General features: G+C 67.0%; 13 protein-coding genes and 1 pseudogene. 7 read left to right on the top strand and 7 right to left on the bottom strand.

The window, feature by feature from the left end; translation table 11 throughout:
• Window positions 1–35: 35 nt before the first annotated feature.
• Both PL79_RS25825 and PL79_RS25820 read right to left on the bottom strand, forming a co-directional pair.
• A complete protein-coding gene (locus PL79_RS25825; protein WP_235879355.1) occupies window positions 36–908 on the bottom strand; it encodes a cupin domain-containing protein in 873 nt (290 codons plus the stop codon).
• 167 nt (window positions 909–1,075) lie between these two features.
• A complete protein-coding gene (locus tag PL79_RS25820) occupies window positions 1,076–1,930 on the bottom strand; it encodes a fumarylacetoacetate hydrolase family protein (protein WP_044846553.1) in 855 nt (284 codons plus the stop codon).
• A gap of 218 nt (window positions 1,931–2,148) precedes the next feature.
• Between PL79_RS25820 and PL79_RS25815 the strand changes: the two genes are divergently transcribed.
• Together PL79_RS25815 and PL79_RS25810 are read left to right on the top strand one after the other, a co-directional pair.
• Window positions 2,149–3,180, top strand: coding sequence for a Gfo/Idh/MocA family protein (locus PL79_RS25815; RefSeq protein WP_082088609.1), 1,032 nt, complete (start codon window positions 2,149–2,151; stop codon window positions 3,178–3,180).
• A gap of 154 nt (window positions 3,181–3,334) precedes the next feature.
• Window positions 3,335–4,279 carry a MarR family winged helix-turn-helix transcriptional regulator gene (locus tag PL79_RS25810; RefSeq protein WP_052664729.1) on the top strand — a complete coding sequence of 315 codons (945 nt, stop codon included), beginning with the start codon at window positions 3,335–3,337 and terminating at the stop codon, window positions 4,277–4,279.
• Between the two features lie 157 nt (window positions 4,280–4,436).
• Here PL79_RS25810 and PL79_RS25805 read toward each other — a convergent pair whose 3' ends face one another.
• From PL79_RS25805 to PL79_RS25785, 5 genes are all read right to left on the bottom strand, one after another.
• On the bottom strand, window positions 4,437–4,985 hold the full coding sequence (locus PL79_RS25805; protein ID WP_235879331.1) for a GNAT family N-acetyltransferase: 549 nt from the start codon (window positions 4,983–4,985) through the stop codon (window positions 4,437–4,439).
• Between the two features lie 73 nt (window positions 4,986–5,058).
• Window positions 5,059–5,808 carry an amino acid ABC transporter ATP-binding protein gene (locus tag PL79_RS25800; RefSeq protein ID WP_044846549.1) on the bottom strand — a complete coding sequence of 250 codons (750 nt, stop codon included), beginning with the start codon at window positions 5,806–5,808 and terminating at the stop codon, window positions 5,059–5,061.
• Window positions 5,795–6,445, bottom strand: a complete 651-nt coding sequence (locus tag PL79_RS25795) for an amino acid ABC transporter permease (RefSeq protein ID WP_044846548.1) — start codon at window positions 6,443–6,445, stop codon at window positions 5,795–5,797. The genes PL79_RS25800 and PL79_RS25795 overlap by 14 nt, the downstream gene beginning before the upstream one ends.
• Window positions 6,442–7,128: an amino acid ABC transporter permease gene (locus PL79_RS25790; RefSeq protein WP_044846547.1), complete on the bottom strand. Its 687-nt coding sequence runs from the start codon at window positions 7,126–7,128 to the stop codon at window positions 6,442–6,444. The genes PL79_RS25795 and PL79_RS25790 overlap by 4 nt, the downstream gene beginning before the upstream one ends.
• A gap of 89 nt (window positions 7,129–7,217) precedes the next feature.
• A complete protein-coding gene (locus PL79_RS25785; RefSeq protein ID WP_044846546.1) occupies window positions 7,218–8,024 on the bottom strand; it encodes a transporter substrate-binding domain-containing protein in 807 nt (268 codons plus the stop codon).
• Window positions 8,025–8,467: 443 nt separating this feature from the next.
• On the opposite strand from PL79_RS25785, the gene PL79_RS25780 reads away from it, so the two are divergent.
• The 5 genes and pseudogenes from PL79_RS25780 (at window position 8,468) to PL79_RS25760 (ending at window position 15,320) form a co-directional block, all read left to right on the top strand.
• Window positions 8,468–9,961, top strand: a complete 1,494-nt coding sequence (locus PL79_RS25780) for an efflux transporter outer membrane subunit (protein ID WP_044846545.1) — start codon at window positions 8,468–8,470, stop codon at window positions 9,959–9,961.
• Window positions 9,958–11,031 (top strand): HlyD family secretion protein, encoded by a 1,074-nt coding sequence (locus PL79_RS25775; protein WP_044846544.1) that lies wholly within the window; start codon window positions 9,958–9,960, stop codon window positions 11,029–11,031. Before PL79_RS25780 ends, PL79_RS25775 begins: the two co-directional genes overlap by 4 nt.
• A pseudogene (gene rbbA / locus PL79_RS25770) lies at window positions 11,028–13,854 on the top strand (ribosome-associated ATPase/putative transporter RbbA). Before PL79_RS25775 ends, rbbA begins: the two are co-directional and overlap by 4 nt.
• Window positions 13,855–13,856: 2 nt before the next feature.
• The gene (locus tag PL79_RS25765) at window positions 13,857–14,981 is read left to right on the top strand and encodes an ABC transporter permease (protein ID WP_044846542.1); all 1,125 of its coding nucleotides are present in this window, start codon (window positions 13,857–13,859) and stop codon (window positions 14,979–14,981) included.
• Between the two features lie 153 nt (window positions 14,982–15,134).
• Complete coding sequence (locus PL79_RS25760; protein ID WP_044846572.1) at window positions 15,135–15,320, top strand: DUF2964 family protein; 186 nt, start codon at window positions 15,135–15,137, stop codon at window positions 15,318–15,320.
• Window positions 15,321–15,415: the final 95 nt, after the last annotated feature.

Raw genomic sequence — 15,415 nt, 5'->3', positions numbered from 1 at the left:
GGCGTTGACGGCATGCGCGAACGCGCATCGTGTGGCTATTCGTTCTGCTCGATCAGAAGATGCAGCCTCGAGAGCAGATCCCGGTCGGTCATCATGAAAAGCCGGGCGGGGGCAGCCGAGACCGCCCGGTGCGTCACCCAATGCCAATGAGGAACCGTGAAGACGTCGTGCTTGCGCCAGTCGATCGTCGTATCGCCGATCGTCGACCGCCCTTCGCCGTCGACGACAAGGCAGATCGCACTCGACGTGCTGCGCGATGCGCGCGTCTGCGCATGCCCGCTGAGTTCGAGCATGTAGCAGTCGAGCGTCGGCATGATCGCGCCACCCGTCAAAGGGTTGACGTAACGCATGCGCTTCGTGCCGTCCGACCCGGCCGGCATCGCCGAGAGCGCGGCCGACATGTGGTCGCCGGCGTAGCGGTACAGCGGCGAAAACGGCACCGCGGCGCCCGTAGGCTCCGGAACGAAGCCGCCGGCGACAAGCGACGCGTCCGGAAGCGCCGACGCGTCCAGCGGCGGAGTGAAGCCCTCAAGTGCTTCTTCGAAGAAAAAGCCGTCGAGATACTGGACAAACGGTACGTCGAGGCCGTCGAACCAGACGATTCGCTCGTCCGTGTCATTCACGTGTTCATGCCAGCACCAGGCGGGATTCGTGATGAGGTCGCCGGGCACCATCGGGCAACGTTGCCCGTTGACCAGCGTGGCGCCGCCCTTGCTCGACATGATGAACCGCAGCGCCGAGGCGCTGTGCCGGTGTGGCCGAGCCGATTCGCCCGGCTCGAGAATCTGGAATCCGGCCTGCAGGTTGGTGGTCGTAACGACCTTCGGTGCGAACGCGGGGTTCGCGAACAGCACGACGCGGCGCTCCGCTGTTTCGAGCGAGACTTCGCGTGCGGCCGTCTCGATCACGCCGGACAACGCATCCCAACGCCAGTGCATCGGCTGGTCGGTGCGGCGCGGCTCGCGGCTCGCGATTTTCATGTACAACTCCCAGAGCGGCGCAGTGTGCAAGTCGTTCATCCGCGCAAGGAGTGCTTCGTATGGTTTCATGTTCTTGATCCGAATCGTTGGTCCGATCAAGCCACACGGACCGGGACGGACATCGAACCGATGCGCGAAATCGACGCGTCGATCACGTCGCCGGGCACAACGGGCCCGACACCCGCAGGTGTGCCGGTCAGGATGACATCGCCGGGAAACAGCGTGTAGAACCGCGACGCCATCTCGATCAGCCCCGGCACGTCCACGATCAGGTCTTGCGTATTGGCCCGCTGCCGCGACTCGCCGTTGACTTTCAGCTCAATGTCGAGCCGCGACGGATCGTACAGTTCATCGGCCGTCACCAGCCAGGGCCCGAGGACCGCAAACGTGTCGACCGACTTGCGAAACGAGCGCTCCTCGGGCCCGCGCACCGTCATGTCAAGGCCGATCGCGTAGCCCGCGACATAAGACAGCGCATCATCGCGGCTCACACGATCTGCGGAGCGGCCAATGACGACCGCGAGTTCGATTTCGTGATCGTTTCGACGATCCAGATGCCGCAACCGCACGCCATCGGATGGTCCGACCAAAGCGCTCGTCGACTTCAAAAATAATCCGGCCTCCTGAATTTTATTCAGATGGCGATAGAAATTTGCGGGGTCCGCATCGGCTTCGTTCTTGTGATCGAGATAATTGACCGGTGCACAAACGATCTTGCTCGGCGTGGCGACCGGCGCGGCCCAGGTCACGGAATCCGCCGGCACCGTGGCAGCGAGCGGCCTGACATCACGAATTGCGTCGAGCACGAGATCCCAGTGCCGGTACAGCGCATCGCCAAACGACTGCGGCCATCGCTCGGACGGCAACACATCGAGGGCCGCTGTCACATCGTAAACGAGACCGCTTTCGACGACGCCGAGCCGGTCATGATTGAAACGACACAGAAACATTTCACTCTCCTCCATCTGTCTGACGTACGTGCCGACTTGCACCTGTTCGGCTTATTCCATATAGTACGTACGCAGATTATCACAAGGCGGATCAATGTCAACAAGGAATCACGATACGACTCCGTTACAGTTGAGCCGGCTGATCTGACGTTCCGGTGGCGCGCGCAAGCGAAGCGTTTGCACGACGCTCACCTGCCATCGAAGAGGAGACCTGGAAGATGACTATTCGTATTGCTGCGCTGGGTGTGAGCCATTGGCATTCGATTTATGACGCCGCCTATCTACGCCACCTGGCATGCATGCCTGGCGTCGAACTGGTCGGCGTGCAGGACGATCGACTTGACGTTGCACGAAGGCGAGCCGCCGAAGTCGGGAATCCGCCAGCGTTCGAGGCCGCGGCCCGGATGCTCGACACGCTGCAGCCCGACTTCGTGGTCGCACTCGGACGCCATGACCGAATGGCTCGAATCGCGCATGATCTGCTCGATCGCGGTCTTCCGTTCGTGATGGAGAAGCCGATGGGGTTGAATGCCGCCGAGGTCGAGTCGATCGCTGCCAGGGTACGGGCGACGGGCGCTTTCGTTGCCGTCCCGATGCCGCAGCGGCTGTCGGCATTTGCCCGCCACGCACGCCGAATGCTCGAGAACGGACAGTTCGGCCCCCTGTCCCACTTGTACATTCGAACCAACCGTTTCACGTCGGCGCGCTATCCGGCATGGGACTGTCCGTGGATGCTGGATCCGGCCGCGTCGGGCGGCGGTTGCTTGCGTAATCTGGGCATGCACGGCCTCGACATCTTTCTGTCGCTGACGGGAGGCACGGCGCACGTAACCGGCGCACAGATCGGTCATCGCGCGCTGGACACGCCAGTCGAGGACTACGCAACCGTCCTGCTGCGCACGCCCGACGGTATTTGCGGCACGATCGAGGTCGGCAATACCTATCCGCGCCGCACGACCGAAGGCGCCGCACCCGGCGCCGGTCGCGACAAGTTGCTCGATGGCGCAGACGGAGAATGGAAGATTGCGGGGCGCGACGCGTTGCTGATGGCGAAGGACGGCAATATCCGAATCGTCACTGCGGACGGCGAGGAGAATTTTGTCGACCTTCCGTCCGAGAATCCTGCTTCACGTACGCTGGCGGATATTCTGTCTGCGTGGCGCGATGGGCGTCCGCCGCCCGTCGGCGTGGCCGACTGCCTGAAGGCGGTCCGGCTGATCGACGACGCTTACATGATCGCCCACGCGTGAGGTGTTCGACTGGCCGACGGAAGCTGACCGGCAATATGGCACGATTACGGCCATCATCTCGATGCGCTCTCGCCCCGAATTGATCACAGGACGTCGCATCGAAGCCGCCATGCTATGATCGGCCGGTTCAAATTCATGCAGCGCCGTCCGCTTCATGCCACAGAAGACACTCGCAGAAGTTCTGCACAAGAAGCCGGGGCACCTGATTCGCCGGCTGCAAACGCTCGCCACACGATTGTTTCTTGAAGAAGCCGACGGACTCGACGCAACGTTCGATCAGTTTTGTGTGCTGACGGCCGTCGTCGTGTCACCGGGCACCGATCAGCTTGGCATCACGTCCGCGACGGGTTTTGACCGCTCTACGGTCTCGGGCGTGCTCACGCGCCTCGAAAGCAAAAAGCTGATCGCCCGCAAAACCGACGAGAACGATCGCCGCGCGAAGCTCATCCGGCCTACGGGCTCCGGTCTGGCCTTGTATCAAAAATTGGTGATCTGCGCAGATCGCGCTGACGCCCGGATGCTCGACGCACTGCCCGCACGCGACCGCAAAGGTTTCGCTGCCATGCTGGCCCGTGTCATACGCGATACGAACGAAGCGTCGCGCGTGCCGATGGCGCGATCCAATTCCGACCCTTCCCTCGCCGCAGCGCTGCTCAACCGCCCTCTCTATTTGATGCGGCGCCTTCAGCAGTTCGCCGTGACGGTCTTTCTCGAGGAAACCGACGGCCATGACATCACGCCCGTTCAGTTTGGGGCATTGGTGTCCGTGCTTGCATGCCCCGGCATCGACCAGATCACGTTGTCGCAAACCATCGGTTTCGACCGCAACACGCTATCCGGTGTGCTCGAACGCCTGGAACTGAAAGGCTTGATCGTGCGGGAGCCGAGCCCTTCCGATCGCCGTGCGAAGGTGTTGTACCTGACGGCGGCCGGCGACGCGCTGTATGCAACGTTGTTCGAAGCGACCGAACGCTCGAACGAACGAATGCTGCACGGGCTCGACGATGCAGAACGCGATGCGTTCGTCACATTGATGGAGCGCATCGTCTGGAGCCATGACGAGTATCACGACCAACAACGCCATTCCGTCGGTCGGTGACGCTCCCGCCGCCCTTGCCGCTTCTCGTCGCTCTAGACAGGCACGTGTCGCTCAATGCATCGATCTGCGCACGCTGCTCGAGCGCCATGCCCGCCAGCGCCTGAAACTTCGCCAGCAGCGCCGTGATGCGCGCACGTGTTTGCGACGAGGCGGGAAGTCAGGAAACGAGACTCGTCAGGTCGTCCCACACCATCACGATGTTCTGCGATCGCCAGATCGGCCCCGCGTCGACGTACTCGCCGGCCAGCCGGCCGTTCAACGACGCGTAAAAGGCGATCGCGGCGTCGTTTCCCTTGACGACGCTCAACGCCGCGCCCTGGTACCGCATCGTTTGCAGATGCGTTGCGAGCCGGGCGAGCAGCGTGCGGCCGATGCCGCGACGCTTGAACCCGGGATCGACGTACAGGAACTTGATCTCGCCACGGCCGCCGAAGATCGGCTCCGACGGCGCGCCGATGCCGACGATCGTGCCGTCCGTTTCCGCCACGAGCACCAGCTGGTCGCGCTCGTTCGACGCCAGCTTTTCCCGCCATGTCCTGCCGCGATGGCGCTCGTCGAGGACGGCGTGCGCCTGCGCCGGCGCGAGATCGCGATAGGTATGCCGCCAGACCTTGACGTGAAAATCGGCGATCGCCTGCGCATCGTCGAGGTGGGCGGTCCTGACGGATATTACGGACATGGAAGACTCTCTCGGCTGGCTTGGCACACGCGGGCGCGGCGCACGAGCCGGATTGTCGACGATCGGGGCGACCGTGTCAGCACCCCGCGGGCGTCGCGAATCAGCGCGCAACCGCTTCCGTGTTCCGGACGCTGCCCAGGAACCGCGTCAGCTCCACCGTCTGCGGCCGCTCGAAAATCTCTTCGGCCGTCCCGCTCTCCCACACCCTGCCCTGATGCATGAACACGATCCGGTCGCTCACCGCACGCGCGAAGTTCATCTCGTGCGTGACCATGATCAGCGTCATGTCCTCGCGCGCAAGCTGCGCGACGACGCCCAGCACCTCGCCGACGAGCTCGGGATCGAGCGCGGACGTGATTTCGTCGCACAGCAGCACGCTCGGCTTCATCGCGAGCGCACGCGCGATCGCGACGCGCTGCTGCTGGCCGCCCGACAGCTGTTCCGGAAACGCGTCGAACTTGTCGCCGAGGCCGACGCGCTCGAGCATCAGTTCCGCGATCGCGCGCGCCTGCTGGCGATGCGACTTTTTCACGACCGACTGCGCGAGCATCACGTTCTGCCCGGCGCTCAGGTGCGGAAACAAGTTGTACTGCTGGAACACCATCCCGACCTTCAGCCGCAGCGCACGCAGGTCCGCGTGCCGCGCATCGACGCGTTCGCCGTCGATCGAGATCGTGCCCGCGTCGATGCTCTCGAGTCCGTTGAGCGTGCGCAGCAGCGTGCTCTTGCCCGAGCCGCTGCGGCCGATGATCGAGACGACCTGCCCGCGCTCGACGGAGAAATCGATGCCCTTGAGCACATGATGGGTGCCGAAGTTCTTTTCGAGACCACGGGTTTCAACGAGCGGCATGCCATCTCCTTTGCAACGTGCGCGCATAACGGGTAAGCGGATAACAGAGCGCGAAATAGATCAGCGCGACGAGGCCGTACACGACGAACGGCCGGAACGTCGCGTTCGAGATCGCGATGCCGACCTTCGTCAGCTCGGTGAAGCCGATGATCGACACGAGTGCCGTATCCTTCACGGCCTGCACGCCGAAGCCGACCGTCGGTGCGATCGCGATGCGCGCGGCCTGCGGCAGGATCACGTGACGCAACTGCTCGACGTAGCTCATGGCCAGGCTCGCCGACGCCTCCCACTGCCCTTTCGGCACCGCCTCGACGCAGCCGCGCCAGATCTCCGCGAGATACGCGCTGGTGAAGAACGTGAGCCCTGCGGTGGCCGCGATCCACGGCGGCACGTCGAGCCCGACGAGCGGCAGGCCGAAGAACACGATGAACAGTTGCATCAGCAACGGAGTGCCCTGGAATATCTCGATGTACAGCTTCGCGATGCCGCGCAGCAGCGTGGAGCTCGACACGCGCATCACGAGCAGCCCGAGGCCGACGAGGCCGCCGGACAGGAACGACACGATCGACAGTACGATCGTCCAGCGCGCGGCCAGCAGCAGGTTCGCGAGAATCTGCCCGAACGTGAAGTCGATCATCGCGCACCTCGCACGCGACGGGAGAACAGGCGGCGCCCCATCGAGCCGAGCGTGGCACGCAGCAGCAGCGCCATCGCCAGATACGCGAGCGCGATGACGAAGTACGTCTCGAACGCGCGGAAGTTGCGCGACTGAATGTAGCCGGCCGCATAGGTCAGGTCGGCCACCGAGATCTGCGACACGACCGCCGAGCCGAGCATCGTGATCACGATCTGGCTCGACAGCGCCGGAAACACCTTGGCGAGCGCCTGCGGCAGCACGACGTGGCGCAGCATCTGCGCGCGCGACATCGCAAGCGCGGACGCCGCCTCCAGATGCCCTTTCGGGACGGCGGCGACGCCCGCGCGCACGATCTCGACCGAGTACGCGCCGAGATTGAGCGTCATCGCGAGGATCGCGGCCGTGTATTCGTCGATGTGCACGCCGAGCGCGGGCAAGCCGAAGAAGATGAAGAACAGCTGGACGACGAACGGCGTGTTGCGGATCGCCTCGACGTACGCGCCGATCAGCGGGCGCAGCCGCACGGCCGCGCGCGCGTCGGCGCTGTACGCGGCCGCGCCGAGCACGCCGAGCGCCACGCCGAGCACGGTCGCGACCGCGGTGAGCGCGAGCGTGATCGCCGCGCCGCTCGCGAACACGCCGGCGTATTCGGCGAGCTCGCCGAATTGAAGCTGGTAGCTCATGACGATGGAGTAAATTCGGGTTCGGACAACGACACCCGCCGCGCCGGCGATGCCGGCCGCGGCGATGTATCAGGCGACACTGCGATTCGTCACAGTCCGGCCGGCAACGGCTGGCCGAGCCACTTCTTCGACATCGCGCCCAGCGTGCCGTCCTGCTTCGCATGGGCGATCGTGTCGTCGATCTTCGCGAGCAGGCGCGGTTCGTTCTTGTTGACGCCGACGAAGCACGGCGAATTCTTGATCACGAACTTGACCTCGGGCCGGCGCGGCGGATTCTTCGCGAGAATCGCCGCCGCGACGATGTTGCCGGCCGCGATCAATTGCACCTGCCCCGACAGGAACGCCTGGATCGTCGCGTTGTTGTCCTCGAAGCGCTTGATCGTCGCGTTCGGCGCGAGCTGCGACAGCGCGATCTCCTCGAGCGCGCCGCGGGTGGCGCCGACCGTCTTGCCGTTCAGGTCGGCGGGCGCGCTCACCTTCACGTCGGCCGGCCCGAACACGCCCTGGAAATACGGTGCGTACGCGCTCGAGAAGTCGATGACCTTCTCGCGCTCAGGTGTCCTGCCGAGCGACGAGATCACCATGTCGACCTTGTTGGTCGTCAGGTACGGAATCCGGTTCGCACTGTTCACGGGCACGAGCTTCAGTTTCACGCCGAGCGACTTGGCGAGGAGTTCGGCCATGTCGATGTCGTAGCCCTGCGGCTGCATGTCCGTGCCGACCGAGCCGAACGGCGGATAGTCTTCGGGCACCGCGACGCGCAGCGCGCCGTTTTTCGCGATGGTGTCGAGCGCGTCGGCATGCGCCGGCGCAGCGGCGAACAGCGCCATCACGGGGGCGGCGATCAGCGCAGCCAGCCAGGTGCGTCGGGGGAACGGTCGAGTCGTCGGGCTCACGGTGAATCTTCCTTGTCTGGTATGTCGTCGGGCAGCGCGCAACCGTTGCGCGGCCGCGGGTACTCCAGCAAAAACCGGGCCACCGCCGTGAAACGCTTGCCTTACCGGCAGTCGACGGAAATTCCGGCGCACCGCATTCCCCATTTCGGTGCGTGGGCCGGCACCGGCGCCAGCGGCTGCCCTCGCAGCGCGCGCCGGCGCACCAAATTACCTAACCGGTTCATTCCGCGAAGCGGGGCCGGTGCATGGGGCGCATGCCGGTTCCTGGGCATTGATCGGGCACGCGCGTCAAGCGAGCAGCCCCTCGAAACGCATCCCCGCCCAAGTGACCCAGATCAAGGGGAAACCCGGTAATCGTCGGATATAAGTGAATCCGAATCGGCGACGCCCCGCGGGCGGCGCCATCCCGAATTCCCGCATTTCCGTATTCGACGAGGCATTCCATGCGCGCTGCCGCGCCTCCCGTTCGCTGTCATCCTGCCGTCGTGCGGCGCATGCGTGCCATTGCGCTGGCGGCGGGCATGGGGCTGCTGTCGGGCTGCCTGTCGCTTGCGCCACCGGACGAGCGTCCCGCCGCACCGATTCCCGCGTCCTTTCCGGAGCCGTCCGCCGACGCGACACCCGCCGCGCCCGTGCCCGACTGGCAGGCTTACTTCGTCGACCCGCGCCTGCGCGCACTGATCGGCCAGGCGCTCGCCGACAACCGGGATCTGCGCGCGGCGGTCGCACGCGTCGAGCAGGCTCGCGCGGTGTACGGCATCCGCGGCGCGGATCAATGGCCGACCATCGGTGCGGGCGCGGCCTACGCGCGGTTTCGCACGCCGGGCGGCTTTCTCACTCCGGCGCCCGTCATCGGCCAGGTCTATCAAGTCCAGCTGGCCGAGACGCAATGGGAGATCGATTTCTGGGGCCGCGTGCGCAACCTGAAGGAAGCAGCGCTTCAGCGCTACCTCGCGAGCGACGCAGCCAGGCAGGCGGTGACGCTGAGCGTCGTCACCGGTGTCGCGGACGCGTATCTGACCCTGTGCGAGATCGACGAACGCATCGCGCTGACCCGCGCGACGATCGACACCCGCCGCGAATCGCTGCGGATTTTCCGGCTTCGTCACGCGGCCGGCGCGATCTCGCGCCTCGATCTCACGCAATCGGAGATCCTGCTGCAGCAGGCGGAATCGCTCGGCGTGCAGTTGCAGCAGGCCCGCGCGACGGCAGCCGATGCGCTGGCGTTGCTCGTCGGTGCGCCGCCGGCGCTGGGCGCCACGCCGCTCGCGCTCGACGACGGCGCGGTGCTGCCGTCGCTAACCCCCGGCCTGCCCTCGTCGCTGCTGACCCGGCGCCCGGACGTGATTGCGGCGGAGCGCGAACTGCAGGCGAGCCGCGCGAACATCGGCGCGGCGCGCGCGGCATTCTTTCCGCGCATCGCGTTGACGAGTGCGATCGGTTCGGGAAGCAGCGCGCTGCACGACCTGCTGTCGTCGGGGTCCGGCGTGTGGTCGGTGATTCCCAACGTCACGCTGCCGCTCGTCGACGGCGGCCGCAACCGGTCGAATCTCGCACTGGCGCGCGCGCAACGCGAAGAAGCGCTCGCCCGCTACGAACAGACGCTGCAGCGCGCGTTCCGCGACGTGTCCGATGCGCTCGCCGCGCGCCATTGGCTCGCCGACCAGGTCGCCATCGAGCGCGCCACGCTGGCGTCGCAGGCCGAGCGGGCGCGCCTCGCGAAGCTGCGCTACGACAGCGGGGCGACCCGCTTCCTCGAGGTGCTCGATGCGCAGCGGGACCTGATGAACGCCGAGCAGCAGCTGGTCACGACCCGTCGTGCGCTGCTGTCGAGCCGCGTCGCGCTGTACGGCGCGCTCGGCGGCGGCGTGATCGACACCGGCAAGACTGCCGCGGCAACGGCGCCCCTTTCGACAGACTCGGACAACACACCATGAAAACCATCCCGCGCCCTCTTCTGATCGGTATCGGTGCGGCCGTGCTTGCGATCGGCCTCGCGTATTACGGGTGGACGCGCTGGCACGACGGCCAGGCGGACGCGGGGCTCGTCAGCGGCAACGGCCGCATCGAGGCGACCGAAATCGACGTCGCGACCAAGCTGCCGGGGCGCATTACCGCGATGCTCGTCGACGAAGGCGACTTCGTGACGGCCGGCCAGCCGCTCGCACGCATGGACGTCGTCGTCCTGCAGGCGCAGCTCGACGAGGCACGGGCGCGCGAGCAGCAGGCGGTGAACACCGCGGCGAGCATCGACGCGCAGGTCGCGCAGCGCCGCAGCGACAAGGCCGCGGCCGCGGCCGTCGTCGTGCAGCGGGAAAGCGAGCTGGACGCGGCCACGCGGCGGCTCGCGCGGTCCGAAACGCTGTCGCGCGACGGCGCGTCGTCGATGCAGGAACTGGACGACGATCGCGCGCGCGCCGGCAGCCTGCGCGCGACCGTGAATGCCGCGCGGGCCCAGGTGGAAGCCGCTCAGGCCGCGATCGACGCCACGCAGGCCCAGCTCGTCGCGGCGCGCTCGGCCGTGACGGCCGCGCAGGCGACCGTGGCGCGCGTGCGGGCCGACCTTTCGGACAGCGAACTGACCTCGCCGCGCGACGGGCGCGTCCAGTACCGGATCGCCGAGTCGGGCGAAGTCCTGCCGGCAGGCGGCAAGGTGCTCAACGTCGTCGACCTGTCCGACGTGTACATGACGTTCTTCCTGCCCGAAGCGGCCGTCGGCCGGGTCCCGCTCGGCGCCGACGTGCGGATCGTGCTCGATGCGGCACCGGAATACGTGATTCCGGCCCGCGTGTCCTATGTGTCGAGCACCGCGCAGTTCACGCCGAAGACGGTCGAAACGGCCACCGAGCGGCAGAAGCTGATGTTCCGGGTGAAGGCACGCATCGATCGCGACCTGTTGCAGCGCCACCTGAAGCTCGTCAAGACCGGCTTGCCGGGCGTGGCGTGGCTGAAGACCGACCCGCACGCGGGCTGGCCGGATCGCCTCGCGATCAGGGTGCCGCAATGAAAGCGGCGCCGCCCGTCGAGACGGATGCCGGCGCGACCGGCGCTGCGCCGGTGTCGGCCGATCCGGGCTGGGTCGCACGGCTGTCCGGCGTCTCGCTGCGCTACGGCGACAAGGCCGCGCTCGACGACCTGACGCTCGATATCCCGGCCGGCCGCATGATCGGGCTGATCGGGCCGGACGGCGTCGGCAAGTCGAGCCTGCTCGCGCTCGTTTCCGGCGCGCGCGCGATCCAGCAGGGCCGCGTATGGACGCTCGACGGCGACCTGTCGTCGCGCCGCCATCGCGCGCGCGTGTGCCGGCGCATCGCCTACATGCCGCAAGGCCTTGGCCGCAACCTGTACGCGACGCTGTCGGTCGAGGAAAACCTGCAGTTCTTCGCGCGCCTGTTCGGCCACGATGCGGCGGAGCGGCGCCGAAGGATCGACGCGCTGACGCGCAGCACCGGGCTGCAGCCGTTCCTGGACCGCCCGGCCGGCAAGTTGTCCGGCGGCATGAAGCAGAAGCTCGGCCTGTGCTGCGCGTTGATCCACGATCCCGACCTGCTGATCCTCGACGAGCCGACGACCGGCGTCGATCCGCTGTCGCGCGCGCAGTTCTGGGAGCTGATCGGCCGCATTCGCGCCGCCCGCCCGGCGATGAGCGTGCTGGTCGCCACCGCGTACATGGACGAGGCCCGCCGGTTCGACCGGCTGATCGCGATGGACGCCGGCCGCGTGCTGGCAACCGGCAGCCCCGGCGAGCTGTTGGAGCGCACCGGTTGCGACACGCTGGAAGCCGCGTTCATCGCGCTGCTCCCGGAGGCGCGCCGGCACGGACACCAGCCGGTCGTGATCGCGCCGTTCCAGGCCGATCGGGCGGCCGGCTACGCGATCGAGGCGGACGGGCTGACGATGCGGTTCGGCGATTTCGTCGCGGTCGACCACGTGAGCCTGCAGATCCGCCGCGGCGAAATCTTCGGCTTTCTCGGCTCCAACGGCTGCGGCAAGTCGACGACCATGAAGATGCTCACCGGCCTGCTGCCCGCGTCGGACGGCACGGCGACGCTGTTCGGCCGCCCGGTCGCCGCGAACGACATCGACACGCGCCGGCGCGTCGGCTACATGTCGCAAGGGTTTTCGCTCTACGGCGAACTGACCGTCCGGCAGAACCTCGTGCTGCACGCGCGCCTGTTCGGCGTGCCGGAGGCGGACGTGCCCGCGCGCGTGACCGAAATGGTCGCGCGCTTCGGGCTGGCCGACGCCCTCGACGCGCTGCCCGAGCGCCTGCCGCTCGGCATGCGGCAGCGGCTCTCGCTCGCGGTGGCGATGGTGCACAAGCCCGAGCTGCTGATCCTCGACGAACCGACGTCGGGCGTGGATCCGGTCGCGCGGGACGACTTCTGGCGGCTGATGATCGAGCTCGCGCGCAACGATCGCGTCACCATCTTCATTTCGACGCACTTCATGAACGAGGCCGCGCGCTGCGACCGCATCTCGCTGATGCATGCGGGCCGCGTGCTCGCGAGCGCCGCGCCCGAGGAACTGGTGCGCCTGCGCGGCGCCGCCACGCTCGAGGACGCGTTCATCGGCTACCTGAGCGACGCGCAGAAAGCGGATGGGCGGACGGTCGCCGCGATGCGCCGTCCGACGCCGACCTGGCTCGCCGCGCCGCCCGCGGCGACCGCGCCACCCGCGGCGGCCGGCGGCGGTCGTGGGCGGCATGGTTCAGCCGGCGCGCGCCGGCAGCTATCTGTGGCGCGAAGTGCTGGAGCTGCGACGCGACCCGTTGCGCGCGACGCTGGCGCTGTTCGGCTCGCTCGTGCTGATGTGCGTGATCAGCATCGGGATCAGTCTCGACGTCGACAACCTGACGTTCGCGGTGCTCGACCGCGATCAGTCGATCCTGAGCCAGGACTATGCGCAGAACCTCGCCGGTTCCCGCTACTTCGTGCCGCGCGCGCCGCTCGCCGACGACCGCGACATCGAGCGCCGCATGCGCAACGGCCAGCTGTCGCTCGCGCTCGAGATCCCGCCCGGTTTCGCGCGCGACGTCGCGCGCGGCCGCCGCGTGGAGATCGGCGCATGGGTCGACGGCGCGATGCCGATGCGCGCGGAGACGATCCGCGGCTACGTGGCCGGCATGCACGAAAACTGGCTGCGCGACCAGGCGAAGCGCCGGCTCGGCGTGTCGCTCGCGCCGGCCGTCGACATCGCGATCCGCTATCGCTACAACCCGGACGTCAAGAGCCTGCCGGCCATGATTCCCGCGATCATGCCGATGCTGCTGCTGATGCTGCCCGCGATGCTGACGGCGCTCGCCGTCGTGCGGGAACGGGAGCTCGGGTCGATCGTCAACCTGTACGTGACGCCCGTCACGCGGGCCGAATTCCTGCTCGGCAAGCAGGCGCCGTACGTGATGCTGGCCATGCTGAACTTCCTGCTGATGGTCGTGCTGGCCGACCTCGTGTTCGGCGTGCGGATCAAGGGCAGTTTCGCGACGCTGGCGGCCGCGGTGCTGATCTTCAACGTCGTGGCCACCGGCATCGGGCTGTTCGCGTCGACGTTTACCCGCAGCCAGATCGCCGCGATCTTCATGACGATCGTCGGCACGCTGATTCCCGTCGTGCAGTTCTCGGGCCTGCTCACGCCGCTGTCGTCGCTCGAGGGCAGCGGCAAGTGGGTCGGCACCGTCTATCCGGCCACCTACATGCTCGCGATCAGCCGCGGCGTCTACAACAAGGCGCTCGGGCTGGCCGACCTGTCGTCCCAGTTCTGGCCGATGCTCGCGGCCGCGCCGGTCATCCTGGTCATGACCGGCGTGCTGCTGCGCAAGCAGGAGCGTTGACCATGTCGCGCCTGCTCGTCATTTTCCGGCTCGGGGTCAAGGAACTGTGGAGCCTCGCCCGCGACCCGATCCTGCTCGCGCTGATCGTCTACACGTTCAGCGCGTCGATCTACGTCGCGGCCACCGCGCGCCCGGAAACGCTGCACAAGGTGCCGATCGCGATCGTCGACGAGGATGCGTCGCCGCTGTCGGCGCGCATCGCGGCGGCGTTCTTCCCGCCGCAGTTCGCGCCGCCCCCGCTCGTCGACGCCGGCGCGGCCGATCGCGGGCTCGACAACGGCGACTACACGTTCTCGCTCGACATTCCGCCGGACTTCCAGCGCGACGTGCTCGCCGGCCGTCACGCGACGGTCCAGCTCAACGTCGATGCGACCCGCATGACGCAGGCGTTCACCGGCGGCGGTTACGTGCAGCAGATCGTGTCGGGCGAGATCGATGCGTTCGTGCGGCGCCATCGCGGCACGTCCTTGCCGCCCGTCGATCTCGCGATGCGGATGCGCTTCAACCCGAATCTCGACGAAGTCTGGTTCGGCGCGCTGATGGAACTGATCAACAACGTGACGATGCTGTCGATGATCCTCACCGGCGCCGCGCTGATTCGCGAGCGCGAGCACGGCACGATCGAGCATCTGCTCGTCATGCCGGTGACCGCGGCGGAAATCATGCTCGCGAAGGTCTGGTCGATGGGGCTCGTCGTCGCGGCGGCGGCCGTCGCGTCGCTGACGTTCGTCGTGGGCGGCGCGCTGCACGTGCCGATTCCGGGATCGGTGCCGCTGTTCGTGGCCGGCATGGCGTTGCACCTGTTCGCGACGACGTCGATGGGGATCTTTCTCGCGACGCTCGTGCGCAGCATGCCGCAGTTCGGCATGCTGCTCGTCCTCGTGCTGCTGCCGCTGCAATTGTTGTCGGGCGGCCTGACGCCGCGCGAAAGCATGCCGCCCGTCGTGCAGGACATCATGCTGGCCGCGCCGACCACGCATTTCGTCGAACTCGCGCAACGCATCCTGTATCGCGGTGCCGGGTTCGAGGCGGTGTGGGCCCAGTTCGCGGCGCTGTTCGCGATCGGTTGCGTGCTGTTCCTGCTGTCGCTGACGCGCTTCCGCAAGACGATTGGTCAGATGACTTGAGCGGCGCGTCGATTCCGTGATGCCGGGATTCGTCGGTTGATACAGATCAATCGCGCCGGCGCGCGGCACGCGATCATGGCACATGTCTTGCGCAACCGATGGCATGCGCCGACGGCAACGCCGTCCACGGCGGCCGCTTCCCGGGAGAACGTCATGATGGGCCTGCGATACCGAAACGCGTTCGCGACGCTCTGCGTATTCATCGCACTCGCGTCGCTGCTGGGCGTCGTGCATGCGATGCTGATCGACGAGCGGGTCGTGCCGTACGCGATCGTTGCGCTGGTGTCGGGCATCGTGGCGTTCGTCGCGCAGCTGGATCCGGCGCCGCCCGGGCGTTAGCGGCACCGGCCGGACGCATTGCATTCGGGGCATCGCAAGCGGCATCTTACGCGTCGCGTTCGAGCCGTTCGTCATCGGAATCCCGCCATTCGTGA

The organism is Burkholderia sp. USMB20, from assembly GCF_000949135.2.
Classification (GTDB): domain Bacteria; phylum Pseudomonadota; class Gammaproteobacteria; order Burkholderiales; family Burkholderiaceae; genus Burkholderia.
Note: the sequence above shows the minus strand (reverse complement) of the source record. Positions and strands in the feature narration are given on the sequence as shown.